Here is a 26,173-nt window from a genome sequence, read left to right on the forward strand (position 1 = left end):
CCAACGGAGACACTATGAAACGTAACGCTATCGCCATTGCCACCGCCACTCTTTGCGCCTTGGGCTTTTCCGCCGCCGCGCACGCCCAGGTATCGGGCGACACGATCAAGATCGGTTTTATTTCCGACATGTCGGGCGTGTATTCCGACGTCGACGGCCTCGGCGGCGCGGAAGCCATCAAGATGGCGATCGCCGATGCCGGCGTCGTGCTGGCCGGCAAAAAGGTGGAATTCATTTCTGCCGACCATCAAAACAAGGCCGACATCGCCGCCTCGAAGGCGCGCGAATGGTTCGACCAGCAGGGCGTCGACATGCTGATCGGCGGCACCAATTCCGGCGCCAGCCTGGCCATGGCCAAGGTCGCGGCGGAAAAGAAAAAAATCTTCATTGCCATCGGCGCCGGTTCCTCGCGCCTGACGAATGAAGAGTGCACGCCTTACACCGTGCACTACGCCTACGACACGGTGGCGCTGGCGCGCGGTACGGGCGGCACCATCGTCAAGCAGGGCGGCAAGAACTGGTACTTCATGACGGCCGACTACGCGTTTGGCCATTCGCTGGAAAAAGACACGGCCGAGGTCGTCAAGGCGGCCGGCGGCAAGGTGCTGGGCAGCGTCAAGCATCCGCTGGGCGCCTCGGATTTCTCTTCCTTCCTGCTGCAGGCGCAATCGTCCAAGCCGCAAATCCTCGGTCTGGCCAATGCGGGCGGCGACGCCATCAACAGCATCAAGGCGGCCAACGAGTTCGGCCTGACGAAATCGATGAAACTGGCCGGCTTGCTGATCTTCATCAATGACATCCATTCGCTGGGCCTGAACCTGACGCAAGGCATGTACCTGACGGATGGCTGGTACTGGGACTTGAATGCGGACACGCGCGCCTGGTCGAAACGCTATTTCGCCAAGATGAAGAAAGAGCCGTCGATGTTGCAGGCGGCCGACTATTCGGCCGCGGCGAACTACCTGAAAGCCGTCAAGGCGCTGGGGACGGATGACACCGAGAAAGTCATGGCTTACCTGAAAAAGACCAAGATCAACGACATGTTTACCCAGAATGGCGAAGTGCGTCCCGATGGCCGCATGGTGCACGATATGTATTTGATGGAAGTCAAGAAGCCATCCGAGTCGAAGTATCCATGGGATTACTACAAGGTGGTCGCCACCGTGCCCGGTGCGCAAGCGTATGTGACCAAGGCCGAGTCGAAGTGTTCGTTGTGGAAATAACGCTGTAGCAACCTCCACAGAGTACCCGCCGCTGCGCGGGCGCTCTGTCCTGCACGCTTCGCCCGCAGGGTACGCCTTGCGCCGCCGCACCCGTTTACGGCGGCGTGTTTCCCTTGATACCACACCGTCGTCCGGCGGTGCTTTTTATACTGTGATGCCATGGAAATTTTCGGCGTTCCAATACAAGCGATGATGAGCCAGCTGCTGCTGGGTCTTGTCAACGGCTCGTTCTATGCCATGTTGTCCCTCGGTCTGGCCGTTATCTTCGGCTTGCTTAATGTGATTAATTTCTCGCACGGCGCCATGTACATGATGGGCGCCTTCCTGGCCTGGATGGGCCTCAGCTATTTCGACATCAGTTACTGGGCCATGCTGGTCATCGCCCCGATCCTCGTCGGCCTGGTCGGCATCCTGATCGAAAAGACCATGCTGCGCTGGCTGTATAAACTCGACCACCTGTATGGCTTGTTGCTGACCTTTGGCATCACCCTGATCATGGAAGGCGTGTTCCGCTCCTTCTATGGCGTCTCGGGCCAGCCGTATGCCGTGCCTGAAGCGCTGGCCGGCGCGACGGACCTGGGTTTCATGATCCTGCCGAACTACCGCGCCTGGGTGGTGATCGCCTCGCTCACCGTGTGCCTGGCTACCTGGTTCGTCATCGAAAAAACCAAGCTCGGTGCCTACCTGCGGGCCGGCACGGAAAACCCGAAACTGGTGGAAGCGTTCGGCATCAACGTGCCGCTGATGGTAACCCTGACGTTCGGCTTCGGCGTGGCGCTGGCCGGTTTCGCCGGCGTGCTGGCGGCGCCGATCATCCAGGTCTCGCCGCTGATGGGCTCGAACCTGATCATCGTCGTGTTTGCCGTGGTGGTGATTGGCGGCATGGGTTCCATCATGGGCTCCATCCTGACGGGCCTGGGCCTGGGCGTGATCGAGGGCCTGACCCGCGTGTTCTACCCGGAAGGCTCTGCCACCGTGGTGTTCGTCGTGATGGTCATCGTGCTGCTGCTGCGTCCCGCCGGCCTGTTCGGCAAAGAAAAGTAATCCTCATCAGTCATGTATTGGAGCTACCACGATGAATAAAAATGTAGGCTACGCCATTGCCTTGCTGCTGGCGTTGGCGGCCCCGTTTTACGGCTATCCCGTCTTCCTGATGAAGTTGCTGTGCTTTGCCCTGTTTGCCTGTGCTTTCAACTTGCTGATCGGCTACACCGGCTTGCTGTCGTTCGGCCATGCGGCCTTCTTCGGCGGCGCCGGCTATGTCACCGGCTACGCGCTACGCACCTGGGGCTGGCCAACGGAACTGGGCTTGCTGGCCGGCGTCGCCACGGGCGCCTTGCTGGGCCTGGTGATCGGCGGCCTGGCGATCCGCCGCCAGGGCATCTACTTTACGATGATCACCCTGGCGCTGGCGCAGATGGTGTACTTCCTGGCCTTGCGTCTGCCCTTTACGGGGGGCGAGGATGGTTTGCAGGGTGTTCCACGTGGAACCTTGCTGGGCACGATAGACCTGGGCAATGACACCGTCTTGTACTACGTCGTGCTGGCCATTTTTGTTGCCGGCTTCGCCCTGATCGTGCGCACCATCCACTCGCCATTCGGTCAGGTCCTCAAGGCGATCAAGGAAAACGAACCGCGCGCCATCTCGCTGGGCTACGACGTCAACAAGTACAAGCTGATGGCCATCGTGCTGTCCGCTTCGCTGGCCGCGCTGGCGGGCGCCACCAAGACCCTGGTGCTGGGCTTTGAAACCCTGACCGACGTGTACTGGGGCATGTCGGGCCTGGTCGTGCTGATGACTTTGGTAGGCGGCATGGGCACCTTGTCCGGTCCCATCCTCGGCGCCGTCTTGATCATCGCGCTGGAAAACAAGCTGGGCGATGTTGGTACCTATCTGGCCACGCACACGGGCATCGAGTGGTTCGGTACCCTGGGCGAATCGGTAGGCATGGTCACCGGCGTGATCTTCGTTATCTGCGTACTGATGTTCCGGCGCGGCATTGTCGGCGAAGCCATCGCGCGCTTCGGCGGCAGGGCTGCCAAGGCCGCGGTCTGATTTTCAAGCAACGCCGGACGGATCGTCCGGCGTTTTTCATTGTGCGTCCACTGTTACTTCAACGGAGAGAACCACCATGCAAACGACGATCACGCGCGCGGGGAGCAGCCTGTGCACCTTGCTGGCGTTGGCAGCCTGCGGCAGCAACCATGCGCCGGAAGAGCTGAACCAGATGCCCGCTTACCTGGGCACCATCACGCGGGCCGACTACGACGGCAAGACGAACGATCTGCTGACGGCCGGCCTGGGCAAGACGGGGCTGGCTGGAGCCGCGCCCGCGTATGCGAACGTGGAACAACCGACACCGCTCGAACTGCGCCGCAATGCCATCTACGCCAATTACCGCGCCGTACTCGACATTGCCGCCAACAGCGGCTACGGCACCCTGTACGGACCGAACGTGGATGCGTCCGGGAACGTGGGTACGGGCGAGGGCTTGGTCGCGGGCAGTGAATACATCGCCTATGCCGACGATGGCTCGGGCAAGAAGAATGTCACCTTGATGGTGCAGGTGCCGGCCAGCTTCGATCCCGACCATGCCTGCATCGTCACGGGCACGTCGAGCGGCTCGCGCGGCATCTACGGCGCCATCGGCAGCTCGGGTGAATGGGGCTTGAAAAAAGGCTGCGCCGTGGCGTATGCCGACAAGGGCTCCGGCACGGGCCTGTATGTGTTTGAAGACGACAGCGTCAACCTGCAGAACGGCGTGCGCGCGGGCAGGGTGGCCGCCGGCAAGAACGCGCTCTTCGCGCCCGACTTGAGCGACGCCGACCGCCTGGCCTGGGCCGGCGCGAACCCGAACCGCATCGCCTTCAAGCACGCGCACTCGCAGCAGAATCCCGAGAAGGATTGGGGCAAGGTGACCTTGCAGGCCATCGAGATGGCGTATTACGTCTTGAACGAACGCTATGGCGTGCTGGCCCGCGACGGCAGTGCGCGCATCGTGCGGCTGACGCCGAAGAACACCATCACGATTGCCTCGAGTATTTCCAACGGCGCCGGCTCGGCCTTGCTGGCGGCGGAACAGGATACCAAGGGCTTGATCAGCGGCGTGGCGGCCAGCGAGCCGCAGATCCAGCCGGCTGCGTCAAGCGCCTATAGCGTGCGCCAGGGCGGGGCGGTGGTCGCCAATCCCGGCCGTGCGCTGTTCGACTACGCCACCTATGCGGCCTTGTATCAGCCGTGCATCGCTTCCGTGGCCGGCAATGCGGGACGCTGCACGGCGCTGGTCAGCAAGGGTTTATTGAACGGCGCTGACCTGGCCGCCCAGCAGGCGGACGCGAAGCAGCGCTTGCGCGCGTATGGCTGGCTGCTTGATTCCGATCCGCTGCAGGCGGCACACGCGGGCACGAATATCCTCGTGGCCGTCACGTATGCATATGCCTACGGAAAATTCTCCGTCACGGACAAGGTGTGCGGTTTCACGTTTGCGCAGACGGACGGCAGCGGCAATCCGGTCGCGTTCACGTCGGCGCAAAAGGCGGCCAGCTTTGCCGCGCAAAACGGCATCCTCGGCAACGTCGTGTACGAAAACAGCGTGGGCGGCGCCAGGGTGTACACGGCCGGCGTGTCGTCTTCCAGCGGGCTGGCGGACCAGTCGCTCGACGGCTTCCTGTGCCTGCGCAGCCTGGCGACGGGGCGCGATACCGTCAGTGGCGCCGCCTTGCAAGGCACGCTGGCCGGGCAGAGCGTGCGCGTGCGGGCAGGCATGGCGGAGGTCGCGGCCAGCGGCAAATTGAATGGCAAGCCGGCCATCATCGTGCATGGCCGCAGCGATACCCTGATTCCCGTCAATCACGCTTCGCGCGCCTATCTGGGGCTGAACGCCGCCGTGGAAGGGACGAATAGCCGCCTGCGCTATATCGAGGTGACGAACGCCAACCATTTCGATTCCTTCAGCAGCGCCTTGCCGACCCTGATCGTGCCCCTGCACGTGTACCTGAACCGGGCGCTCGATGCCATGTATGTGCACTTGAATGCCAAGCAAGCCTTGCCGCCATCGCAGGTGGTGCGCACGGTGACGCGCGCCGATGCGTCAACCCTGATCACGAATGTCAACGTGCCAGCGATCGCCACGGCACCGGCGCCCGGCAATGCCATCAGCGTGACGGGGACGGTCGTCGACATTCCCAACTAGGCTGTATCGCTTGTGGAACTTGCGGCCACGTTTCACGTGGCCGTTTTTATTCCCAGGCTGTATCGGGGATGTGGCCCAGTCCCTGGAAGACAGGCTTGGAAAACCAGTAGCCCTGCATCAGGGAAATGCCGCAACTGGCCAGGAAATCGCGCTCGGCGCGTGTCTCGATGCCTTCGGCCAGTACGCGGATACCGAGCTCGCGGCACAGGCTGGCGATGGCCCGCACGATCGCCTGGCGTGGCGCGTGCATATCGATCCCGCGCACCAGGTCCATGTCGATCTTGATGATGTCGGGCTGGTACTCGGCCAGCAGGTTCAAGCCCGCATAGCCGGCGCCGAAATCATCGATGGCTGTCTGGAAACCGAAGCGCCGGTAGGCGCGGAAGATCTCGACCAGATGGGGACGGTCCTGCACCCGTTCGCCTTCCGTCACTTCAAAGATGATTTTATCGGTGGGGAAGCGGTGCAAGGTGGCCGCTTCCAGGGTGCTGCGGATGCACACTTCGGGACGGTAGACGGCGTTGGGCAAGAAGTTGATCGACAGAAAGCCCGGCATATCCAGCTTGGCTGCGCCGGCCACGGCCTTGACGCGGCAAGCCTGGTCGAAGCGGTAGCGGTTGGCGTCGTTGACTTGCGCCAGCACGCTGGCCGCGCTTTCGCCGTTGGGCCCGCGCACCAGCGCCTCGTGCGCATAGATACTGCGCGTGGCCAGGTCGACGATGGGCTGATAGGCATACTCGAAAGCAAACGGCAGCGGCGCGCTGTCGTGGCAGCCTGCACAGGCACCGTGTGGAAAGCTGGTGGCGTCAGGATGAATCGGGATGTCGAGAGGTGTCATGGTGCTAGTTTAGGCGGACGGGTTGGCTGATTCCGTCTGCTGTCTCACAGTGCGGCAGCATAGATGGCGCGCGCATCGCTGTGCGTGACGGGCCGGGGGTTGTTCCCCAGCAAGCGCGTCTGCAGCATGGCTTCATCGGCCAGACGGTCCAGGTCGCTGGCCGCGATGCCCACTTCGCGCAGGGTGCGTGCGATGCCCGTCGCCAGGGCAATCTCCTGCAGGGCGTCGATCAGGGCCATGGCCCGCGCTTCCTCGCTGCCCGTGATGCCAGGTTGCAGGACGGCTGCCAGTTGCGCATACAGGGGCGCCGCGTGGGATAGATTGAAACGCAGCACGTGCGGCAGCACCAGCGCATTCGACAAGCCATGTGGCACGTGGAACAGTCCTCCGATGGGATAGGCGAGCGCGTGCACGGCGGCCACGGGTGCATTGGCAAACGCCTGGCCGGCCAGCATGGCGCCCAGCAGCATGGCCTGGCGCGCCGGCAAGTTGCTGCCATCGCGGCAGGCGGCGACCAGGTTGCCGGAGAGCAGTGACAAGGCTTTCGTGGCCAGCATGTCGGACAATGGGTTTTTCAACAGGCGGCTGGTGTACGCTTCGATCGCATGCACCATGGCATCGATGCCGGTGGCGGCCGTCACGGCGGGCGGCAAGCCCAGGGTCAGGCTGGCATCGAGGATGGCAAGGTCCGCATACAGTTGCGGTGCGACCACGCCCATCTTGCTGGTGGTGCCCGTGGTGACGATGGCGATGTGCGTGACTTCCGAGCCCGTGCCGGCCGTGGTCGGCAATTGCACCAGGGGCAGGCGCTGGCCATGGACATTGCCGATGCCATACAGTTGGGCCAGTTCCTGGTGGCCCGGTGCCAGCACGGCGATGAGCTTGGCCACGTCCAGCGAGCTGCCGCCACCGAGGCCGATAATCAGTTCCACGTGAAACATCCGGGCCTGGGCCACGCCTGCCAATACGATGGCTTCGGGCGGATCGGCTTGCACTTCGGAAAAGACGTGGACCTCGATGCCGGCCGCCTGCAGGTTGTGCAAGGAAGCATCGGCCAGACCCGTGCGCAAAAAGCCTGCATCGGTGACGAGCAGGGCGCGGCGCACGGCGGGGAAGTGACGGGCGATGTGTGCGCCCAGCTGGGCGGCGGCGCCCGGTTCAACGATCAGGTGCGGCACAGTGCGGAACTGGAAGGCGGACATGCAGTCTCCTGACAATGATGGCAGAAGCCCAGCTTACTCCGCTTTCCCGCCCCGCGCCTGTTTCACGTGGAACAAAAAGCGGGGACTACTCCCACTCCAGCGCGCCGCGTTTCCATTCATAGGCCAGGCCGATGGCCAGTATGTTCAAGAAACCCATGACGGCCCAGAATCCGGGCAAGCCGAGTTCATTCACGTTGGCCGCCCACGGCATCAGGAAGATCACCTCGATATCGAACAGGATGAAGAGAATGGCGACCAGGTAGAAGCGGATGTCGAACTTCATGCGCGCGTCGCCGAACGCTTCGAAGCCGCATTCGTACGGCGACAGTTTTTGCGGATCCGGTTTGTGCGGGCCCAGCGTGCGCCCCAGCAGCATGGGTACGATGCCGACCAGGATGCCGATCAAAATGAACAGGAGGACGGGGAAATAGTTTTCGAGAAGCATGGGGATTCCTCTCAGTGGCTGGACGATAGTTTCATCAGCACGATGCCGCACACGATGAGGACGGCGGCGCATACGCGCATGGTATTGAGCTGCTCGCCCAGAAAAACGATGCCGACGATAAAGGCGCCGACGGCGCCGATGCCGGTCCAGATCGTATAAGCCGTACCAAGGGGCAGGGTGCGCATGGCGAGCGACAGCAAGCCGAAGCTGGCGATCATCATGACGATGGTGACAACGGAGGGAGTGAGTTTGGTGAAACCCTCGGAGAGTTTCATCGAGTATGCCCACACGACTTCAAACATGCCGGCAATAAGTAAAAGTATCCAGGCCATGGCGGCTCCTTATACAGAGCGGGCCGTCCCGGTGTGTTCCCATGATGGGGGAGGCCGTCCTCCTGGATGATCGTCCCGCAGGCCACTGGCGTGGTCACGTTAGCGGACGATGCGGCAATTGTAGCAAACATTTCACGCCACCGCAGCCCTTCGCTTGCCCACGCTGCGTGTTCCACGTGAAACAGAAATCGTCATTGACTTGCCCCTGCTGAGTAAAAATTAAGCAAAAAATGCGCTGCGCAAGGTTGCGCTTGCAAAAAGACTCTATAATCGGAGCTCTCATCCCGCATTTTTACTTGCACTGTTACCTATTTATCATGTTATTTCCTACAGAATTCGACGTCATCGTTGTCGGTGGTGGTCACGCCGGTACCGAGGCGGCCCTCGCTTCCGCCCGCATGGGGCAGAAGACGCTATTGCTCACGCATAATATTGAGACACTGGGCCAGATGTCGTGCAACCCTTCCATCGGCGGCATCGGCAAGGGCCACCTGGTCAAGGAAGTCGATGCCATGGGCGGCGCGATGGCGATTGCCACCGACGAGTCCGGCATCCAGTTCCGCATCCTGAACTCCTCGAAAGGCCCGGCAGTCCGCGCCACGCGCGCCCAGGCCGACCGTATTTTGTATAAGGCCGCCATCCGCACGCGCCTGGAAAACCAGGCTAACCTGTGGCTGTTCCAGCAAGCCGTCGATGATCTGATCGTCGAAGGCGACCGTGTCGTCGGCGCCGTGACGCAGATCGGCTTGAAGTTTCTCGCGCGCGCCGTGGTGCTGACGGCTGGTACTTTCCTCGACGGCAAGATCCACGTGGGCTTGAATAACTACTCGGCCGGCCGCGCCGGCGACCCGCCCGCCATCTCGCTGTCGGCCCGCCTGAAAGAGCTGAAACTGCCGCAGGGCCGCCTGAAAACGGGTACGCCGCCGCGCATCGATGGCCGCACGATCGACTTTTCCGTGATGCAAGAACAGCCGGGCGATCTCGATCCCGTGCCCGTGTTTTCCGTGATGGGCAACACGTCCATGCATCCGCGCCAGGTACCGTGCTGGGTCACGCACACGAATAGCCAGACGCACGACATCATTCGCGCGGGCCTCGACCGCAGCCCCATGTACACGGGCGTGATCGAGGGCGTGGGCCCCCGTTATTGCCCGTCGATCGAAGACAAGATCCACCGTTTCTCGGGCAAGGAATCACACCAGATCTTCCTCGAGCCGGAAGGCTTGACGACGCATGAGTTCTATCCGAACGGCATCTCCACCAGCCTGCCGTTCGACGTGCAGATCGCCCTCGTGCAATCGATGAAGGGCATGGAAAATGCTCACATCCTGCGCCCCGGCTACGCCATCGAATACGATTACTTCGACCCGCGCGGCTTGAAGGCCTCGCTGGAAACGAAGGCCGTCGCCGGCCTGTTCTTCGCCGGCCAGATCAACGGCACCACCGGCTACGAGGAAGCGGCCGCGCAAGGCATGCTGGCGGGCCTGAATGCGGCCTTGCTGACGCAGGACAAGGAAGCCTGGGTACCGGGCCGCTCCGAGGCCTATCTGGGCGTGCTGGTCGACGATCTGATCACCCAGGGCGTGCAGGAACCGTACCGCATGTTTACCAGCCGCGCCGAGTACCGCCTGAGCTTGCGCGAAGACAATGCCGACATGCGCCTGACGGAAATCGGCCGCGCCCTGGGCTGCGTGGGCGACGCCCAATGGCAAGCCTTCGAGACCAAGCGCGAAGCGGTGGCGCTGGAGCTCGAGCGTCTGCGTTCCACGTGGGTCAACCCGCGCATCCTGGCGGCTGCCGAATCGGAACGCATCGTTGGCCAGGCTATCGAACGCGAGTATTCGCTGGCGGACTTGCTGCGCCGCCCGAACGTGGCCTACGACACCCTGATGAGCATGACGGGCATGGAAGGCCAGGCCCTGGCGGGCCCCGGCGTGGAAGACCCCGCCGTGCGCGAGCAGGTGGAAATCCAGCTCAAATATGCGGGCTACATCGAGCGCCAGAGCAAGGAAATCGAGCGCCACGAACACTATGAAAACCTGGCTTTGCCAGAGGGTTTCAATTATCTGGATATCGGCGCGCTGTCCGTCGAAGTGCGGCAAAAACTCGACAAGCAGCGCCCGGAAACCCTGGGCCAGGCATCGCGCATTTCCGGCGTGACGCCGGCGGCGATTTCGCTGCTGCTGGTGCACTTGAAAAAGCGCGGTTTTGGTGCCGCGCAGACCACCACTTTAAAGGACGAGGTTGTTGAATGAAGCAGTTTGACCGGGCCGCATTGGCCCAGATTTTGAATGAAGGCATCGCCGCGCTGGGGCTGGACCTGAGCGCGGATCAGACGGAAAAACTGCTCGATTACCTGGCCTTGCTGGCCAAATGGAACAGCGTGTACAACCTGACGTCGGTGCGCGATCCCATGCAGATGCTGACCCTGCACGTGCTCGATTCGCTGGCCGCCGTACCGGCGTTCGCGGATGCAAAGAATGTGCTCGACGTGGGCGCCGGCGGCGGCTTGCCGGGCATGGTGCTGGCCATCGCGCGCCCCGATGTGAAGGTGTCGATGATCGACACGGTGCATAAGAAGACGGCATTCTTGACGCAAGTGAAAGCGGAACTGGGCCTCGCCAACGTGACCGTGTACACGAAACGGGTGGAACAGCTGGAAGTGCAGCAGAAATTCGACGTGATCACCTCGCGCGCCTTTGCCGACCTGTCCGACTTCGTCAACTGGTCGAACCATGTGCTGGCCGAGGGCGGGCAATTCATCGCCTTGAAAGGGGTGGCACCGCCAGACGAGCGCGAGCGACTGCCAGCGGAATGGCAAGTAACCGAGCTACGCGCAATCGCGGTGCCAGGGCTAAATGCAGAGCGTCATCTGGTCTTTATAGCAAGAATTTAAACGCCAGAAAATTAAACGATATAAATCATATAAATGGTTTATACGGTATAAATAATATAAACCGTATAAACGATTTATATCGTATAAATGAAATAAACAGTATAAATCGTTTCGGCTAAGTGGGTCGTGGGAAATTATTGTGAAGTTATGACGAACAGAGCCGGATGCGCTGCAAGGCGTCCGTTGCGACGCAGTGCGGGCACTGCTAGCAGCGGGCAACGCCGCAGGGCGCCGGTTATGGAGGTCAGAAATCACAATAATTTATTGCGACCTACTTAGATGCCGGGGCGCACGATGAAGTTTGCATCTCTTTACAACTAGAAGATACATGGCCAAAATTTTTTGTGTAGCAAATCAAAAGGGTGGTGTTGGTAAAACCACAACAAGCGTCAACCTCTCCGCCGGTCTGGCCAAGTTGAACCAGCGCGTGCTGCTGGTCGACCTCGACCCGCAGGGTAATGCGACCATGGGCGCCGGCATCAACAAGGCCGGCCTGAAGGCATCGACGTATGAAGTCATGCTGGGCGAGTCCGATGTCAAAACGGCACGCCAGCGTTCGGAAGCGGGGCGCTTCGATGTCTTGCCGTCGAACCGCGAACTGGCCGGCGCCGAAGTGGAGATGGTCGAGCTGGACAACCGCGAACGCCGCCTGAAGGATGCGCTGGCCGAAGTGGACGGCGAATACGACTTTATATTAGTAGATTGCCCACCGGCATTATCGATGCTGACCCTGAACGGCTTGTGCGCCGCGCATGGCGTGATCATCCCGATGCAGTGCGAGTACTATGCGCTGGAAGGCTTGTCCGACCTGGTCAACACCATCAAGAAGGTGCATGCGAACCTGAACCCGGACTTGAAGATCATTGGGCTCCTGCGCGTGATGTTCGATCCACGCATGACATTATCGCAACAAGTGTCGGCGCAGCTGGAACAGCACTTCGGCGACAAGGTTTTCAATACCATCATCCCGCGCAATGTCCGCCTGGCCGAAGCGCCATCGTACGGCCTGCCCGGCGTGACCTTCGACCCCAGCTCGAAAGGTGCCCAGGCGTATATCGCCTTCGGCGCCGAGATGGTCGAACGCATCAAACATATGTAAACAAGGGGCGAGCGTCTGCACGATTCGATGTAAGCGCTTACTCTGAAAACACGATTAGGACAGCATGGCTACGAAAAAATTAAAAGGACTGGGTCGCGGGCTCGACGCTCTGTTGGGCGGCGGGGGCGGCGACTTTGCCAGCCCGGACACGCATCAACCGTCGAACTTGCCCGTGTCGCAAATGCAAGCCGGCAAATACCAGCCGCGCACGCGCATGGACGAGGGGGCTTTGAATGAACTGGCCGCCTCGATCAAGGCACAAGGGCTGATGCAGCCTATCCTGGTGCGCCCGATCGGGCAAGACACCTTGAGCGGCTTGATCAAATATGAAATCATCGCTGGCGAACGCCGTTTCCGCGCTTCGCAACTGGCCGGCCTGACGGAAGTGCCGGTACTGGTGCGCGACGTGGACGACCTGGCCGCCGCGGCCATGGCGCTGATCGAGAACATCCAGCGCGAAGACTTGAATCCCCTGGAAGAAGCGCAGGGCATCCACCGCCTGATCGCCGACTTCAGTTTTACGCATGAGCAAGCGGCCACTGCGCTGGGACGCTCGCGCAGCGCCGTGTCGAACCTGTTGCGTTTGATGAACCTGGCCGCTCCCGTGCAGACCATGCTGATGGCCGGCGATATCGACATGGGCCATGCGCGCGCGCTGCTGGCCGTCGATGCGGCCAGCCAGATCACCCTGGCCAACCAGGTTGTGGCCAAGCGCCTGTCGGTGCGCGAAACGGAAAAGCTCGTGACGCGCTCGGTCGAGGAAGCGGCCAACCCGGTCGAGCCGCGGCAAAAGGAAAAGTCCGGCGACATCGCGCGCCTGGAAGAAGAGCTGTCCGATGCGCTGGCCACGCCCGTGGTATTCAAGATGGGCAACAAGGGCCGTGGCCAATTGGTGATTGATTTTGCCGATCTTGACGTGCTCGATGGTTTGTTGACTCGCTTGCGTGGTTAAATAGCAAGCTGCAAAGACAGGGGCCATGCGGGTGTGGACAATCCGGCCATGCTTTCCAGATGCACCACGTGATTCCTTGATAACACGGCTGGAAGCGGCCAGACAAGCGACTTTGCCATATAGTGGTGCAAATGGCGGCGAATAGTCGGTAAAGCGTCAGTTTCACGCAGCAATTGCCCTGCTGCGGTGCAGCAACGTTTGACTCTATAGATCAAAGCCAACTATAATCCCGTGTCTTTGCGTGTGTAGATTTTTCTGGGAACCTGGCAATTGAGTGATTCACAACAAAGTATTGCCAAACCAGTCTACAAAGTAGTTGCATTGCAGCTAGCAATCGCTATCAGCTTTGCCACGGTCACCCTGTTTTTCGGTGGCAGTGTCAGAGGCTGGTCCGCCGCATACGGCGGCGCTATCGCAGTCATCGGTAGCCTGGTGTATGCCCTGCTGGTGGTTCGCGGTTCTAGCGACGCCAACAAGGCATTCCGGGCGCATTTGCGCGCAGAAGTGGTGAAAATATTTATCACAGCGGTGCTGTTTATATTGGCACTGGTGTTGTTTCAGTCGGCCGCCTGGTTATGGCTGATCTTGGGTTTCGCGGTGGCAACCTTAGCATACTGGTTTTCATTGCTCGCTGTTTAATCATTGGTTTTGGGGCCTGTTGTGCTCTGAAACGACAAATCTAAATTCATTATGACCACAGAACACGCTATTGAAGCGGGCCATGCTGCCCCGGCCAACGCCACAGAATACATCAGTCACCATCTGGCCCACCTGAGAAGTGCCGACGGCATGATCAATCTGGATACGTTCTGGATTTCGGCCATTCTGGGCTTTGTTTTCCTGGCTGTTTTCTATATGGCGTCGCGCCGCGCGACGGCTGGTGTCCCTGGCAAGTTGCAAAACTTCGTCGAAATGGTCATGGAAATCGTCAATGACACTATTAATGGGGCCTTCCACGCGAAAAGCAAGGTCATCGCGCCGCTGGCCATCACTATTTTTGTGTGGGTCTGGTTGCTCAACGCGATGGACTTCCTGCCGGTTGACCTGTTGCCGAAGATTCTGAGCTGGTTTGGCGTGCATAAACTGCGCGCCGTGCCGACCGCCGACGTCAACCACACCTTCGCCATGTCGCTGTCGGTCGTGCTGTGCGTGATCGCCTTCTCGATCAAGGCCAAGGGCCTGGGCGGCTGGATCAAGGAACTGTTCACGGCACCGTTCCATGCGAGCGGCCTGATCGGCACGATCGCCCTGGCACCTGTCAATTTCTTGCTGCAAATGGTTGAGCTGGTTGCAAAACTGATCTCCCTGTCGCTGCGACTGTTCGGCAATATGTACGCCGGCGAACTGATTTTCATCTTGATCGCGTTGTTGCCTTGGTGGGCACAGTGGGCGTTGGGTGGTCCATGGGCAATTTTCCATATCTTGATTGTAACTTTGCAAGCTTTTGTGTTTATGGCGTTGACGGTTGTGTATCTGAGCCTTGCGGTTGAGAAACATTAATCATTAACTTTATATTTTGTTTTTTTAGTATCTTTCGTTTTTAAATTTAGGAGAATTTTATGCAAGCTCTGATCGCACAAGTACAAAGCATGACCGTTCTGGCAGCAGCAATCATCATCGGCCTGGCCGCAATCGGCACCGCTCTGGGCTTCGCTATCTTGGGTGGCAAATTCCTGGAAGCTTCGGCACGTCAACCAGAACTGATGCCACAACTGCAAACCAAACTGTTCGTTATCGCTGGTCTGCTGGATGCTATCTCGATGATCGGCGTTGGTGTTGCTCTGCTGTACACGTTCGCTAACCCGTTCCTGTCCGCTCTGACGGCTGTTGCTCAGTAATTCGCTCCAACCCTAGGAGAAACTTTTAGTTAGGAGCAAAGGTATGGACATCAATATGTCGCTCATCGGCCAGATGATCACCTTCGCGGTGTTGGTCTGGTTCTCGATGAAGTTCGTATTTCCAGCGCTGAACAATGCGCTGGATGAGCGTGCCAAACGAATCGCGGATGGATTGGCTGCGGCCGATCAAGGTCAAGCTTCGATGGCTGTCGCTGAAAAGCGTGCGCAAGAGGCATTGAACAGTGCACGTGAAGAAGCGTCGCAACGCGTTGCGGACGCTGAAAAGCGCGCGCAGCTGGTTGCTGAAGAGATCAAGCAAAATGCACAAGCTGAAGCTGCGCGTATCATTGCGCAAGCCCAGTCGGACGCCGAACAGCAACTGTCGAAAGCACGCGAACAATTGCGCGCTCAGGTGGCTGACCTGGCTGTCAAGGGTGCCGAGCAGATCTTGAAGCGTGAAGTTAACGCTACGGCTCACGCCGAAATGTTGCAGCGTCTTGCTGTCGAGCTGTAATCATGGCAGAACTCGCAACCGTCGCCCGTCCCTACGCGGAAGCTTTGTTCCGCGTAGCCCAAGCTGGTAAGGAGTCAAGCAACCTCGCGGCGTGGTCCGAGCTGGTGTCCGAACTGGCACAGATCGGTAGCCACCCCGAGGTACAGGCGTACGCGCGCAATCCGAAAGTTTCGGAAAGCGACGTCGCCGCCACCATCCTGTCGTTGTTGAAATCGCCGCTCAATGAGGAAGTGAAAAACTTCGTCACGATGTTGATCGAAAATGGCCGCATCAGCCTGCTGCCGGAAATCGGCGCGCAATTCCATACGTTGAAAAACGGTCTGGAAGGTGCGGCTGACGCCGAGATCACGAGCGCTTTCGATCTGAGCGAAGGCCAAACGGCCGAGCTGGTCGCAACGCTGGAAAAGAAATTCAGTCGTAAGCTCAACCCTGCCGTCACAGTGGATCCATCGCTGCTCGGCGGCGTGCGCGTGGTCGTTGGCGACCAAGTGCTCGATACCTCGGTGCGCGCCAAGCTGCAGCAACTGCACGCTGCACTGGTGTCGTAAGACACGCGCTTCGGCAGGCCAGCTAAGACAGACCCTTACCCCTCGCGCAAGCTGAGAGAAACACTTTTAGGAGTTAGTATGCAACTCAACCCATCTGAAATCAGCGAGTTGATCAAGAGCCGGATCCAAGGTCTTGACGGCGGCGCTGAAGTGCGTAATCAAGGCACGGTTATTTCCGTCGCCGACGGTATCTGCCGCATCCACGGTTTGTCGGACGTGATGCAAGGTGAGATGCTGGAATTCCCAGGCAATACGTTTGGCCTGGCAATGAATCTGGAACGCGACTCCGTCGGTTCCGTGATTCTGGGTGCCTACGAGCACATCTCCGAAGGCGACACGGTGAAATGCACCGGCCGCATTCTGGAAGTGCCAGTCGGTCCTGAGCTGCTCGGCCGCGTTGTCAACGCGCTGGGTCAGCCAATCGACGGCAAAGGCGCCATCGAAACGAAACTGACGGCCGCGATTGAAAAAATCGCTCCGGGCGTGATCGCCCGCGAGTCCGTTTCGCAACCAATGCAAACCGGCCTGAAGTCGATCGATGCGATGGTTCCAGTTGGCCGCGGCCAGCGCGAACTGATCATCGGCGACCGTCAAACCGGCAAGTCGGCTGTGGCGATTGATGCGATCATCAATCAAAAAGGCCAGGGCATGAAATGTATCTACGTCGCGATTGGCCAAAAAGCCTCGTCGATCAAGAACATCGTGCGCTCGCTGGAACAGCACGGCGCGATGGAATACACCATCGTTGTCGCCGCTTCCGCTTCGGAATCGGCCGCCATGCAATACATCTCGCCGTACTCCGGTTGCGCCATGGGCGAATACTTCCGTGACCGCGGTGAAGATGCACTGATCGTCTACGATGATCTGTCCAAACAAGCTGTTGCATACCGTCAAATCTCGCTGCTGCTGCGCCGTCCACCAGGTCGCGAAGCGTACCCAGGCGACGTGTTCTACCTGCACAGCCGCCTGCTGGAACGCGCAGCACGCGTGAACGCCGACTACGTCGAGAAGTTCACCGACGGCGCGGTCAAAGGCAAGACCGGTTCCCTGACGGCGCTGCCGATCATTGAAACGCAAGCTGGCGACGTGTCCGCATTCGTTCCAACCAACGTGATTTCGATTACCGACGGCCAGATCTTCCTGGAAACCTCGCTGTTCAACGCCGGTATCCGTCCTGCCATTAACGCCGGTATTTCCGTATCGCGCGTCGGTGGCGCCGCCCAGACCAAGGTCATCAAAAACCTGTCCGGCGGTATCCGTACCGACTTGGCGCAGTACCGTGAACTGGCTGCGTTTGCGCAGTTCGCTTCGGACCTGGATGAATCGACCCGCAAGCAGCTGGACCGCGGCGCGCGCGTAACGGAATTGCTGAAGCAAGCCCAATACTCGCCACTGTCGATCTCGCTGATGGCCGTATCGCTGTTCTCGGTGAACAAAGGCTTCATGGACGACGTGCCAGTCAAGCAAGTGCTGTCGTTCGAAGCTGGTGTCCACGCTTACATGAAGACCAAGCAAGCTGCTCTGCTGGCCAAGATCGAAGAAACCAAGCAACTCGACAAAGACAGCGAAGCAACTCTGTCGGCGGCCATTGCTGATTTCAAGAAATCCGGCGCATATTAAGCGGCCAGGCGGCGCCCACTTCGAGTGAGGCGCCGCCCTACGCGCAGAAGGAGTAAGGACTCATGGCATCAAGCAAAGAGATACGAGGCAAGATCAAGAGCGTAGAGAATACGAAGAAGATCACCAAGGCGATGGAAATGGTCGCCGCGTCCAAAATGCGCAAGGCGCAAGACCGGATGCGGGCCGCTCGTCCCTACAGTGACAAGATTCGGAATATCGCCGCCAATCTGGCGACCGCCAATCCGGAATACACGCACCCGTTCCTGGCAGCTGCCCAGGGTACGCAAGCGAAGGCAGTGGGTTTCATCGTTGTCACGACCGACAAGGGTCTGTGCGGCGGCATGAACACCAACATCCTGCGCCAGGTGACGTCGAAGTCGCGCGAGCTGGAAGCAGCTGGCAACCGGGTTGAAGCAGTTGCCATCGGTAACAAGGGTTTGGGTTTTTTGAATCGCATCGGCGTCAAGATCATTGCGCACGCCATTCAAACCGGTGATACGCCCCACCTGGATAAACTGATCGGACCTGTCAAGGTCATGCTCGAAGAGTTCCAGGCAGGCAAGATCGATGCAGTGTACCTGTGCTACACCAAATTCATCAACACGATGAAACAGGAACCAGTCGTGGAGCAATTGCTGCCCCTGACGGCCGACAAGATGGTCGCCGACAAGGGTGCCCACTCGTGGGATTACATCTACGAGCCGGACGCGCAAAGCGTGATCGACGAATTGCTGGAGCGCTATGTAGAAGCGCTGGTGTACCAGGCAGTCGCGGAGAATCTGGCGTCCGAGCAATCGGCACGGATGGTCGCGATGAAAGCTGCAAGCGACAACGCGGGTAGTGTGATCGGCGAATTGAAGCTGATCTACAACAAGACCCGCCAAGCTGCGATTACCAAAGAACTCTCCGAAATCGTCGCCGGTGCGGCTGCGGTTTAAACGAATTTAACTATATTGAAGGAACGAACATGGCTGATGGCAAAATCGTTCAGTGTATCGGCGCTGTGGTGGACGTTGAGTTTCCCCGCAACGCGATGCCTAAGGTATTTGATGCCTTGAAGATGGCAGGCTCGGAACTGACCCTGGAAGTACAACAGCAGTTGGGCGACGGCATTGTCCGTACCATTGCACTCGGTTCGTCCGATGGCTTGCGTCGCGGCATGATGATTCAAAATACCGGCAAACCTATCATGGTGCCAGTCGGTAAAGCAACCCTGGGTCGCATCATGGACGTGCTGGGCAACCCGATCGACGAATGCGGCCCTGTGTCGCACGAGCAGATCGCGTCGATCCACCGCACCGCTCCTGCATACGACGAACTGTCGCCATCGCAAGAACTGCTGGAAACCGGCATCAAGGTGATCGACCTGGTGTGCCCGTTTGCAAAAGGCGGTAAAGTTGGTCTGTTCGGCGGCGCTGGCGTAGGCAAGACCGTCAACATGATGGAACTGATTAACAACATCGCCAAAGCGCACAGCGGCGTGTCCGTGTTCGCCGGCGTGGGTGAGCGTACCCGTGAAGGTAACGACTTCTACCACGAGATGGCTGACGCGAAAGTGGTCGATCTGGAAAACCCGGAGAACTCCAAAGTCGCGATGGTCTACGGTCAGATGAATGAACCGCCAGGTAACCGTCTGCGCGTTGCGCTGACCGGCCTGACGATCGCTGAATCGTTCCGTGATGAAGGCAAGGACGTTCTGTTCTTCGTCGACAACATCTACCGCTTCACGCTGGCTGGTACCGAAGTATCGGCACTGCTGGGCCGTATGCCGTCGGCTGTGGGTTACCAACCGACCCTGGCTGAAGAAATGGGCCGTCTGCAAGAGCGTATCACGTCGACCAAGACCGGTTCGATCACCTCGATCCAGGCCGTCTACGTTCCAGCCGATGATTACACCGATCCGTCGCCTGCTACCACGTTTGCTCACTTGGATTCGACCGTTGCGCTGTCGCGTGACATCGCTTCCCTGGGTATCTACCCAGCCGTGGACCCACTGGATTCGACCTCGCGTCAGCTGGATCCGTTGATCGTTGGTCAAGAGCACTATGACACCGCGCGTGCCGTGCAAACGACCCTGCAACGCTACAAGGAATTGCGCGACATTATCGCGATTCTGGGTATGGACGAGCTGGCACCGGAAGACAAACTGCTGGTCGCCCGCGCACGTAAGATGCAGCGTTTCCTGTCGCAGCCTTTCCACGTCGCTGAAGTCTTTACCGGCGCGCCTGGTAAATACGTTTCGCTCAAAGACACGATCAAGGGCTTCAAAATGATCGCTTCGGGCGAACTCGATCACCTGCCGGAACAAGCGTTCTACATGGTCGGCACGATCGAAGAAGCAATCGAAAAAGCCAAGAAACTTAACTAAGTTAAGTCTGGGCCTAACCCCGCCCCTTACACGGCGGGGTTCTTCAACCCGATAGGACACACATGGCACACACAATTCACGTTGACGTGGTTTCCGCTGAAGAACTGATTTTTTCAGGCGAAGCAGAATTCGTCGCGTTGCCGGGTGAACAGGGCGAGCTGGGTATCTACCCACGCCACACGCCTTTGATTACCCGCATCCGTCCGGGCGCGGTCCGCATCAAGGTAGTCGGCCAGGCTGAAGAAGAGTTCGTCTTCGTTGCCGGCGGCCTGCTGGAAGTGCAACCGGATACCGTGACCGTCCTGGCCGATACCGCGATCCGCGGTCACGACCTCGACGAAGCGAAAGCGCTGGAAGCGAAGAAGTTGGCGGAAGAAAATATCCACAACAAGGATTCGGGCATCGACTACGCGCAAGCGCAAGCCGAGCTGGCCAGCGCGATTGCGCAGCTGGCAGCGATCCAGAAGCTGCGCAAGATGTAATCCATCTGCGCCGCACAAGAAAGGCAGCCTGCGGGCTGCCTTTTTTTTCAGCAAAAATTAGCGGCGCTTGTCCTTTCCCCTTTCCAGCCCCGCCTTCAATATCGTCTTCCACTTGGCGCGCGCGGCAATGCGTTCGAGCGGCGTTTCCTCGCTGCGGCGCGCGTCGCGCAGCAGCTTGTGATAATTACGCAGGCGGTCCCCATCGACGGCGCCGCGCACGGCGCAACCGGGCTCGCTGGCATGCTGGCAATCGCGGAACTGGCATGTCGCTGCCAGCGCCGCGATATCGTCGAAGGTGGCAGCCAGCGTTTCCGCATCGGCGTCCGCGCGCCAGCTGCGCAAGCCCGGCGTGTCGATGATGCAGGCGCCGCTGGCGCACAGGTGCAGCGAGCGTGCCGTCGTCGTGTGCCGGCCACGGCCGTCGCCATGGCGCACGCCGTTGGTTGCCTGTCGTGCCGCAGCCAGGGTGTTGGTCAGGCTGGACTTGCCCGCGCCCGATGAACCGAGCAGTACCAGGGTCTGGCCGGCGTCCAGCCAGGGTTCCAGGATGGCCACGTCATACGCATGGCGCGTATCGATGGCAAACAGCGGCACGTGGGGCGGCAGGCGCAGTTTGAGCTGGGCCAGCTTGCCCGGCACGTCGTCGGCCACGTCGGCCTTGCTCAGCACTACCACGGGGCTGACCTGGGCCGCCAGCACGATGGCCAGATAGCGTTCCAGCCGGCGCGGGTTGAAGTCTTCGTCCAGTCCCATCACCAGCAGGGCCGTATCGACATTGCTGGCGAGCACTTGCCGCCGGCCGTCATTGCCGCGCCGGCCGATCTGCGTGACTGGGGATAAGTGCGCCGTTATCCACAGCATGCCGTAACCATCGTGTTCGGCGGCGACCCAGTCGCCAACGGCAAGGATGGTGTCCTGCGCCTGCAGCTCGTGCAGCAGGCGTGGCAGGACCTGCGCCCCGTGTTCCAGGATGCCGTCGTGCACGCCGATGCTGTCGCGGTGCACGGCGCTCACGCGTAGCAGCTGCGCGGCGGGGGAGGAGATGTCGAGTTGGGTGGCTGCGCTGGCGATGGCCTGCTGCAGCCCGATAAGGCGTAGTTGCGCAAAATCGAATGTGATCATGGTAGCGTGATTCCAGATTCTGTCGTCCGCGTGCGGACGTGAAGCCTGCGCGTGCAGGCACCGCCAGTCGCCATGACTGGCACGAAAGAAGGGGGAAGTCGGCTACGCGATCACGCGTATGGGGAAGGGCGAGCTAAGGGTGTTAGCGGGGAAAACAGTGATCAGGCAGCCGACAGCACGGCAGTATCCGAATGGCGCATGTTGTCTACTCCTGAGGTGTGATGGAAAACGCCAGTGTGCCAGCGGCGCGCGCCGCCGTCAATCGACCGTGTGGCTCAGCTGCACATGCCGTAGGTCGGATTAGTCCGCAGGGCGTAATCCGACACATTGTTGGCGCGATTGTTGAATTAGCTGCACATGCCGTAAGCGCTGCGCTCCGGGAAATAGCGGTAGGTAAACGTGCGCACCGGGTAGCGCTTGCCGGCGACGAGCATGTCGGGCATGGACAGGTCGAAACGCTGCGGCAGCTGGCGCGGCAGTTGCAGGCGCAGCCGCCACTGGGTTTCCTTGCTGTTGCCGACGGCGGCAAACATGATGGGCAGCTTTTCGATGACGTCGACGATTTCCGCCTTCTGGTTCATGCCGCGCTGGTAGATGGTCAGCACTTTCGCCTCGGCGAACGGCTGCTGTTTCGGCTCTTCCAGCAGGAAGGACAGGCGCGTAAAACTGGCTTGCGTGCCGACGGGTAAAGTAAAAATCAGTGCCAGCTCCGTGCCGCCTTCCTTCAGCGTGACGGGCGGCGTGGCATACACGCTGATACCGCGCGGCAGCTCGAAGCGCGAGCCCTCCGTCCACGTCTTGCACTCGGGCGTGGTGGCCTGGTACAGGCTGGGCGCCGTGTAGTCATCGCAGGCGGAAACCAGCAGCAGCAGGGGCAGGGCAAGGAGGGCGGAACGGCGCATGGGAGTCACGGTTGGGGAATGAGCCGACAGTGTAAGCGATCCCCACGCGATCCACCAGCGACGCTAGGCTTGCCCAGGCGGTGCGCGCCGCACGGATTGCAGCTGGCAGTGCGCCGCCTGCAAGGCATCCTTGATGGCATCGAGCGCCAGTTGCGGCCGGGCCGCACCGCACATGAAGATATCGACGGCGGCAAAGCCGCATTCCGGCCAGGTGTGGATGGAGATGTGCGATTCAGCCAGCAGCACCACGCCGGTGACGCCCTGGCCGGCGCCAAAGCTGTGGAAATGGCTGTGCAGCACCTGCGCGCCAGCCGTGATGGCAGCGTCGCGCAGCAGGCGCTCGAGCGCGGCGCCGTCGCGCAGGCGTGCCGGCGCGATGCCCGACAAATCGGCCAGCAAGTGGGTGCCCAGGGGCAGATGCGGTGTGGCTGCCATGCTTATTTGTGGCTGCCGCCGCTGGAGCCGCCGCCATAGCTGCCGCCGCCGCTGCCCGTGCGCGAACTCCAGCTGCTGCCGCTGCTGCTGCCGGCCACCTTGAACATGCGCACCCAGTTGGCGGCCGTGACACTGAAGGTCACCATCAGGGCATAGATCACGTATTTACTCATGGGGGATTCTTTGCATTCTTGTCGAGAAAAGCGGCAGGCAGGAACAGCGCCAGGCAGCCCAGCAAACTCCACATCAAGGTGCTGGAGAACGAGACAAACATGGGAATCGCATTCAAGACCAGCACGATGATGATGAAGACCTTGGCGATGCCGCGATGGCTCAGCTGGATATTCTGCACTTTGTCGCCGCCATGGAAGGCGCTGCCGAACCAGGCGGCCATCTGGTCATAGGCGACGGGCACGGAGCGCGACCAGGTCATTTCCTCGCCGGTGAGCTCTGCCGCCAGCTTGGTCTGCCCCTGCTCGAATTCAAACACGCGCGTGCTGTCGCCGACGGCCACCTTCCAGTTGAAGGCGCCCGCCGCATACACGACCTGCGAGCCGTAGTCATACAGTTTGCGGTAGGTGGCGCCATCGAGCGTGCAGGTATCGGCGTCCAGCGACGCCCAGTTGGGCCAGTTCGGCAGCACGTTCGAGCGCGACCAGCCATCGTCCGTCTCCACCAGCCAGAAGAAGCCGGCGCGCGCGTTGTACAGCAGGTATTCGTTCCACTCGCTGCCTTCGTCGTCGGCGCGCCGCATCATGCCGATCACCGTGAAGTCCACATTGCTGATCTTCGCGCTGGCGCCCAGCTCCAGCGTGATGTCGGCGTTGTCGTGCACCTGCTTGCCGATGGCCAGCACCTGCGCTTCCGGGCCGCTGGCGTCGAGCTGCGCATGGCAGGCGGGACACACCAGCTGCGCCGCCGCGCCGGGGACATAGCCGATGCCGCTGCCGCAGGACGGGCAGTCGAGCGCGTCGAGCTTGCCGCGGTACTTGCCAGCGCTCCTGGCGATGGCGTCGTCGTCGCGCAGCAGCTGGCACTGCAAGCCCTCCAGGGTGACGGCGACGCCCTGGTAGACGACGGGTTGCGGGCCATCCGTGTAGTCGAGCGTGACAAAGCTGGCGTAGTTGCGGAAGTCCGCCACCTGGATGCGCCAGCCGGCGCCCACCTTGAACGGCAGTTCTCCCTGGCCGGCGATGCATTCGGCGCTGCGGATCTCGGCCGCCGTGTACGGTTCGCCGCAGATCGTGTAGCGCCTGCCCGGCGCCAGCTCGGCAAAGGCGGGCAGCGCGTCTTGCGTGCTGCGTACGCGCGTCAGCGTGTACAGGCCGGACGAATCTCCCAGCCACGCCGTGCTGGCGTCGTCGAACAGCAGATACCACTCGTTCCACGTGCCGGCGCTGTAGCGCTGCTGGATGCGGCCGACGACGGTGAAGTGCACGCCATCGTGCACGCCGGCCGTGCCGACCTGGATCGGCGAGTAATCCTCGAGGACGGCCGACATCTTGCCCACGTCCTTGACGGAATCGGCGTCCTTGAGGATGGTGCTGTAGCAGTACTCGCACACGGCGAGCACGGAAGCGTGCGAGCGGAAGTGGACTTCCGCGCCGCAGCTGGGACAGGAAACAGTTTGCATGCAGTCGCGCTTAGCCGATCAGTTTTTTCAGCAGTTCAGCCTTGGCGCCGTCGTAGTCGGCCGGCGAGATGAGCCCCTTGTCGAGCAAGCCCTTGAGTTTTTCCAGGCGCGTCTCGATCGGTTCTTCCACGGGGGCCGGTGGCGCCGCAGGCGGCGCGGCGGGGGCAGGCGCCGGCTGCTGCAGCGCACCGCCCATGCTTTGCGCCATCACCTGGCCGATCGACAGCCCGGCACCCAGTCCCGCGCCGATGCCGGCCATGCCGCCTTCGTTCTGCGCCGCCAGCGGGATCGCATTGGCCACCTGGAATTTCGTAAAGCCGCTCATCTTGTCGGCGCCCAGGCCGCCCTTCATGCCGGCCGAGATGCGCTCGTCCAGCGCCGCCTGCAATTCCTCGGGCAGGCTGATGCTGGCCACATTGAATTCATCGAGACCCACGCCATAGCGTGCAAAGGCCTGCGCCAGGCCATCCTTGACCTCTTGCGCCATCAGCGCCTGGTTGGCCGCCATGTCGAGGAAGGGGACATTCGCGCCGCCCAGTGAGCTGGCCATGCTCGACATCAGAATGCCGCGCAATTGATCTTCCACTTCGTCGCGCGTATAGACTTCGCGCGTGCCGCTGATCTCGGTGAAGAAGGTGCGGGCGTCGGCGATGCGGTACGAGTACATGCCGAAGGCGCGCACGCGGATCATGTCGAAATCCTTGTCGCGGATGGTGATCGGCTGCGGCGTGCCCCATTTGCGGCCCGTCTGCACGCGGGTGCTGAAGTAATACACGTCCGACTTGAAGGGCGAATCGAACAGCTTGTCCCAGTTTTTCAGGTTGGTCAGCAACGGCAAGGTCTGCGTCGTCAGCTTGTGCGTGCCGGGACCGAAGACATCGGCGATCTTGCCTTCATTGACGAAGACGGCCACCTGCGATTCGCGCACATTCAGGATGGCGCCGTTCTGGATCTCGAAATCCTGCATGGGAAAACGCCAGGCCAGTACGCCTTCCGTTTCTTCGTTCCACTGCAGTACGTCGATAAACTGCTTCTTGATAAAGCTGCCGAGGCTCATGATGGTGTCCTTGAATGAGGTAAAACGTCAGGAAATGCAGGCGGCGTTGATGGCGCCGATCGACAGGGAAATGGCGGCCAGCAGGCCGCCGAAGGCGCTGTTGTTCGATTCGATCTGGTCTTTCGACATGCGCAGCAGGCGCGTGGTGACCACATAGGCGAGCAATTGCACCACCATGGCGCCAAAAGCCCAGGCGAAGAACTGCTGGTAGTCGGCCGTGTGCATCAGGGACGAGGCGATGGTGGCGGAAAAGCCCAGCATGGCGCCGCCCAGCGACAGGGCCGCCGCCTGGTTGCCCTGGCGGATCAGCAGCACTTCGTTATACGGCGTGACGCGCGTGTAGATGATAAAAAATACAATCAGCAGCCCGGCGGCCAGTAAAAGATGGATCAGATAGTTTAGGATGGCGGGCACGGCATTCCTCACAAATGAGTATTTGATAACGTCAACGCATATTAGAACAAAAAAAGTCCA

28 protein-coding genes are annotated in these 26,173 nt (G+C 60.4%); 17 read left to right on the forward strand and 11 right to left on the reverse strand.

From position 1 onward, the window contains the following. Positions 1–14: 14 nt before the first annotated feature. The 4 genes from CSQ91_RS22655 (at position 15) to CSQ91_RS22670 (ending at position 5,416) form a co-directional block, all read left to right on the forward strand. Positions 15–1,223, forward strand: a complete 1,209-nt coding sequence (locus CSQ91_RS22655; protein ID WP_092609614.1) for an ABC transporter substrate-binding protein — start codon at positions 15–17, stop codon at positions 1,221–1,223. Positions 1,224–1,382: 159 nt separating this feature from the next. Then, positions 1,383–2,267, forward strand: coding sequence for a branched-chain amino acid ABC transporter permease (locus CSQ91_RS22660; RefSeq protein ID WP_034783850.1), 885 nt, complete (start codon positions 1,383–1,385; stop codon positions 2,265–2,267). Between the two features lie 31 nt (positions 2,268–2,298). Next, complete coding sequence (locus tag CSQ91_RS22665; RefSeq protein WP_034752665.1) at positions 2,299–3,279, forward strand: branched-chain amino acid ABC transporter permease; 981 nt, start codon at positions 2,299–2,301, stop codon at positions 3,277–3,279. A gap of 76 nt (positions 3,280–3,355) precedes the next feature. Continuing rightward, positions 3,356–5,416 (forward strand): 3-hydroxybutyrate oligomer hydrolase family protein, encoded by a 2,061-nt coding sequence (locus CSQ91_RS22670; RefSeq protein WP_099389708.1) that lies wholly within the window; start codon positions 3,356–3,358, stop codon positions 5,414–5,416. A 46-nt stretch (positions 5,417–5,462) separates the two neighbouring features. Here CSQ91_RS22670 and CSQ91_RS22675 read toward each other — a convergent pair whose 3' ends face one another. The 4 genes from CSQ91_RS22675 to sugE all read right to left on the reverse strand — a co-directional run bounded on the left by CSQ91_RS22675 (position 5,463) and on the right by sugE (position 8,233). Continuing rightward, positions 5,463–6,254, reverse strand: a complete 792-nt coding sequence (locus tag CSQ91_RS22675) for an EAL domain-containing protein (protein ID WP_099389709.1) — start codon at positions 6,252–6,254, stop codon at positions 5,463–5,465. Between the two features lie 44 nt (positions 6,255–6,298). Beyond that, a complete protein-coding gene (locus tag CSQ91_RS22680; protein WP_099389710.1) occupies positions 6,299–7,456 on the reverse strand; it encodes an iron-containing alcohol dehydrogenase in 1,158 nt (385 codons plus the stop codon). A gap of 85 nt (positions 7,457–7,541) precedes the next feature. Beyond that, on the reverse strand, positions 7,542–7,901 hold the full coding sequence (locus tag CSQ91_RS22685) for an NADH-quinone oxidoreductase subunit A (protein WP_099389711.1): 360 nt from the start codon (positions 7,899–7,901) through the stop codon (positions 7,542–7,544). A gap of 11 nt (positions 7,902–7,912) precedes the next feature. Further along, positions 7,913–8,233, reverse strand: a complete 321-nt coding sequence (gene sugE / locus CSQ91_RS22690; RefSeq protein ID WP_034783843.1) for a quaternary ammonium compound efflux SMR transporter SugE — start codon at positions 8,231–8,233, stop codon at positions 7,913–7,915. A gap of 317 nt (positions 8,234–8,550) precedes the next feature. Between sugE and mnmG the strand changes: the two genes are divergently transcribed. The 13 genes from mnmG to CSQ91_RS22755 all read left to right on the forward strand — a co-directional run bounded on the left by mnmG (position 8,551) and on the right by CSQ91_RS22755 (position 20,550). After that, positions 8,551–10,488, forward strand: a complete 1,938-nt coding sequence (gene mnmG, locus CSQ91_RS22695; protein ID WP_099389712.1) for a tRNA uridine-5-carboxymethylaminomethyl(34) synthesis enzyme MnmG — start codon at positions 8,551–8,553, stop codon at positions 10,486–10,488. Continuing rightward, the gene (rsmG, locus tag CSQ91_RS22700) at positions 10,485–11,129 is read left to right on the forward strand and encodes a 16S rRNA (guanine(527)-N(7))-methyltransferase RsmG (RefSeq protein WP_070257826.1); all 645 of its coding nucleotides are present in this window, start codon (positions 10,485–10,487) and stop codon (positions 11,127–11,129) included. Before mnmG ends, rsmG begins: the two co-directional genes overlap by 4 nt. A 328-nt stretch (positions 11,130–11,457) precedes the next feature. Beyond that, positions 11,458–12,228, forward strand: coding sequence for a ParA family protein (locus tag CSQ91_RS22705; protein ID WP_034752687.1), 771 nt, complete (start codon positions 11,458–11,460; stop codon positions 12,226–12,228). 64 nt (positions 12,229–12,292) lie between these two features. Continuing rightward, the gene (locus tag CSQ91_RS22710; protein ID WP_034783839.1) at positions 12,293–13,180 is read left to right on the forward strand and encodes a ParB/RepB/Spo0J family partition protein; all 888 of its coding nucleotides are present in this window, start codon (positions 12,293–12,295) and stop codon (positions 13,178–13,180) included. 270 nt (positions 13,181–13,450) lie between these two features. Continuing rightward, positions 13,451–13,819, forward strand: a complete 369-nt coding sequence (locus CSQ91_RS22715; protein WP_034752692.1) for an ATP synthase subunit I — start codon at positions 13,451–13,453, stop codon at positions 13,817–13,819. Between the two features lie 51 nt (positions 13,820–13,870). Beyond that, entirely contained in the window at positions 13,871–14,680 is an 810-nt protein-coding gene (gene atpB / locus CSQ91_RS22720; RefSeq protein WP_046681851.1) for a F0F1 ATP synthase subunit A, read from the forward strand. Positions 14,681–14,739: 59 nt separating this feature from the next. Further along, the gene (gene atpE / locus CSQ91_RS22725) at positions 14,740–15,018 is read left to right on the forward strand and encodes a F0F1 ATP synthase subunit C (protein ID WP_034752695.1); all 279 of its coding nucleotides are present in this window, start codon (positions 14,740–14,742) and stop codon (positions 15,016–15,018) included. Between the two features lie 43 nt (positions 15,019–15,061). Further along, positions 15,062–15,532 (forward strand): F0F1 ATP synthase subunit B, encoded by a 471-nt coding sequence (locus CSQ91_RS22730; protein WP_034752697.1) that lies wholly within the window; start codon positions 15,062–15,064, stop codon positions 15,530–15,532. 2 nt (positions 15,533–15,534) lie between these two features. After that, positions 15,535–16,080, forward strand: a complete 546-nt coding sequence (locus tag CSQ91_RS22735) for a F0F1 ATP synthase subunit delta (protein ID WP_034783838.1) — start codon at positions 15,535–15,537, stop codon at positions 16,078–16,080. A gap of 78 nt (positions 16,081–16,158) precedes the next feature. Then, positions 16,159–17,700: a F0F1 ATP synthase subunit alpha gene (gene atpA, locus CSQ91_RS22740; protein WP_034752701.1), complete on the forward strand. Its 1,542-nt coding sequence runs from the start codon at positions 16,159–16,161 to the stop codon at positions 17,698–17,700. Between the two features lie 62 nt (positions 17,701–17,762). Beyond that, on the forward strand, positions 17,763–18,638 hold the full coding sequence (gene atpG, locus CSQ91_RS22745) for a F0F1 ATP synthase subunit gamma (RefSeq protein ID WP_034783836.1): 876 nt from the start codon (positions 17,763–17,765) through the stop codon (positions 18,636–18,638). Between the two features lie 29 nt (positions 18,639–18,667). Continuing rightward, on the forward strand, positions 18,668–20,068 hold the full coding sequence (gene atpD, locus CSQ91_RS22750) for a F0F1 ATP synthase subunit beta (protein ID WP_034752705.1): 1,401 nt from the start codon (positions 18,668–18,670) through the stop codon (positions 20,066–20,068). A 62-nt stretch (positions 20,069–20,130) separates the two neighbouring features. Continuing rightward, positions 20,131–20,550, forward strand: coding sequence for a F0F1 ATP synthase subunit epsilon (locus CSQ91_RS22755; RefSeq protein ID WP_034752707.1), 420 nt, complete (start codon positions 20,131–20,133; stop codon positions 20,548–20,550). Between the two features lie 57 nt (positions 20,551–20,607). Here CSQ91_RS22755 and rsgA read toward each other — a convergent pair whose 3' ends face one another. The 7 genes from rsgA to CSQ91_RS22785 form a co-directional block, all read right to left on the reverse strand. Beyond that, positions 20,608–21,672 carry a ribosome small subunit-dependent GTPase A gene (gene rsgA, locus CSQ91_RS22760; protein ID WP_099389713.1) on the reverse strand — a complete coding sequence of 355 codons (1,065 nt, stop codon included), beginning with the start codon at positions 21,670–21,672 and terminating at the stop codon, positions 20,608–20,610. Positions 21,673–22,019: 347 nt separating this feature from the next. Next, positions 22,020–22,574: a hypothetical protein gene (locus CSQ91_RS22765; RefSeq protein ID WP_070257823.1), complete on the reverse strand. Its 555-nt coding sequence runs from the start codon at positions 22,572–22,574 to the stop codon at positions 22,020–22,022. Between the two features lie 63 nt (positions 22,575–22,637). Next, a complete protein-coding gene (gene speD / locus CSQ91_RS22770; RefSeq protein ID WP_099389714.1) occupies positions 22,638–23,009 on the reverse strand; it encodes an adenosylmethionine decarboxylase in 372 nt (123 codons plus the stop codon). A gap of 2 nt (positions 23,010–23,011) precedes the next feature. Next, positions 23,012–23,182 carry a hypothetical protein gene (locus CSQ91_RS29020; RefSeq protein WP_157814714.1) on the reverse strand — a complete coding sequence of 57 codons (171 nt, stop codon included), beginning with the start codon at positions 23,180–23,182 and terminating at the stop codon, positions 23,012–23,014. After that, on the reverse strand, positions 23,179–24,642 hold the full coding sequence (locus tag CSQ91_RS22775; RefSeq protein ID WP_099389715.1) for a DUF4178 domain-containing protein: 1,464 nt from the start codon (positions 24,640–24,642) through the stop codon (positions 23,179–23,181). Before CSQ91_RS22775 ends, CSQ91_RS29020 begins: the two co-directional genes overlap by 4 nt. A gap of 10 nt (positions 24,643–24,652) precedes the next feature. Next, positions 24,653–25,699: an SPFH domain-containing protein gene (locus CSQ91_RS22780; RefSeq protein WP_099389716.1), complete on the reverse strand. Its 1,047-nt coding sequence runs from the start codon at positions 25,697–25,699 to the stop codon at positions 24,653–24,655. Between the two features lie 27 nt (positions 25,700–25,726). Continuing rightward, positions 25,727–26,113, reverse strand: a complete 387-nt coding sequence (locus tag CSQ91_RS22785) for a DUF350 domain-containing protein (protein ID WP_034783828.1) — start codon at positions 26,111–26,113, stop codon at positions 25,727–25,729. Positions 26,114–26,173 lie beyond the last annotated feature (60 nt).

Source organism: Janthinobacterium sp. BJB301, from assembly GCF_002735685.1.
GTDB classification, from domain to species: Bacteria; Pseudomonadota; Gammaproteobacteria; order Burkholderiales; family Burkholderiaceae_D; genus Janthinobacterium; species Janthinobacterium lividum.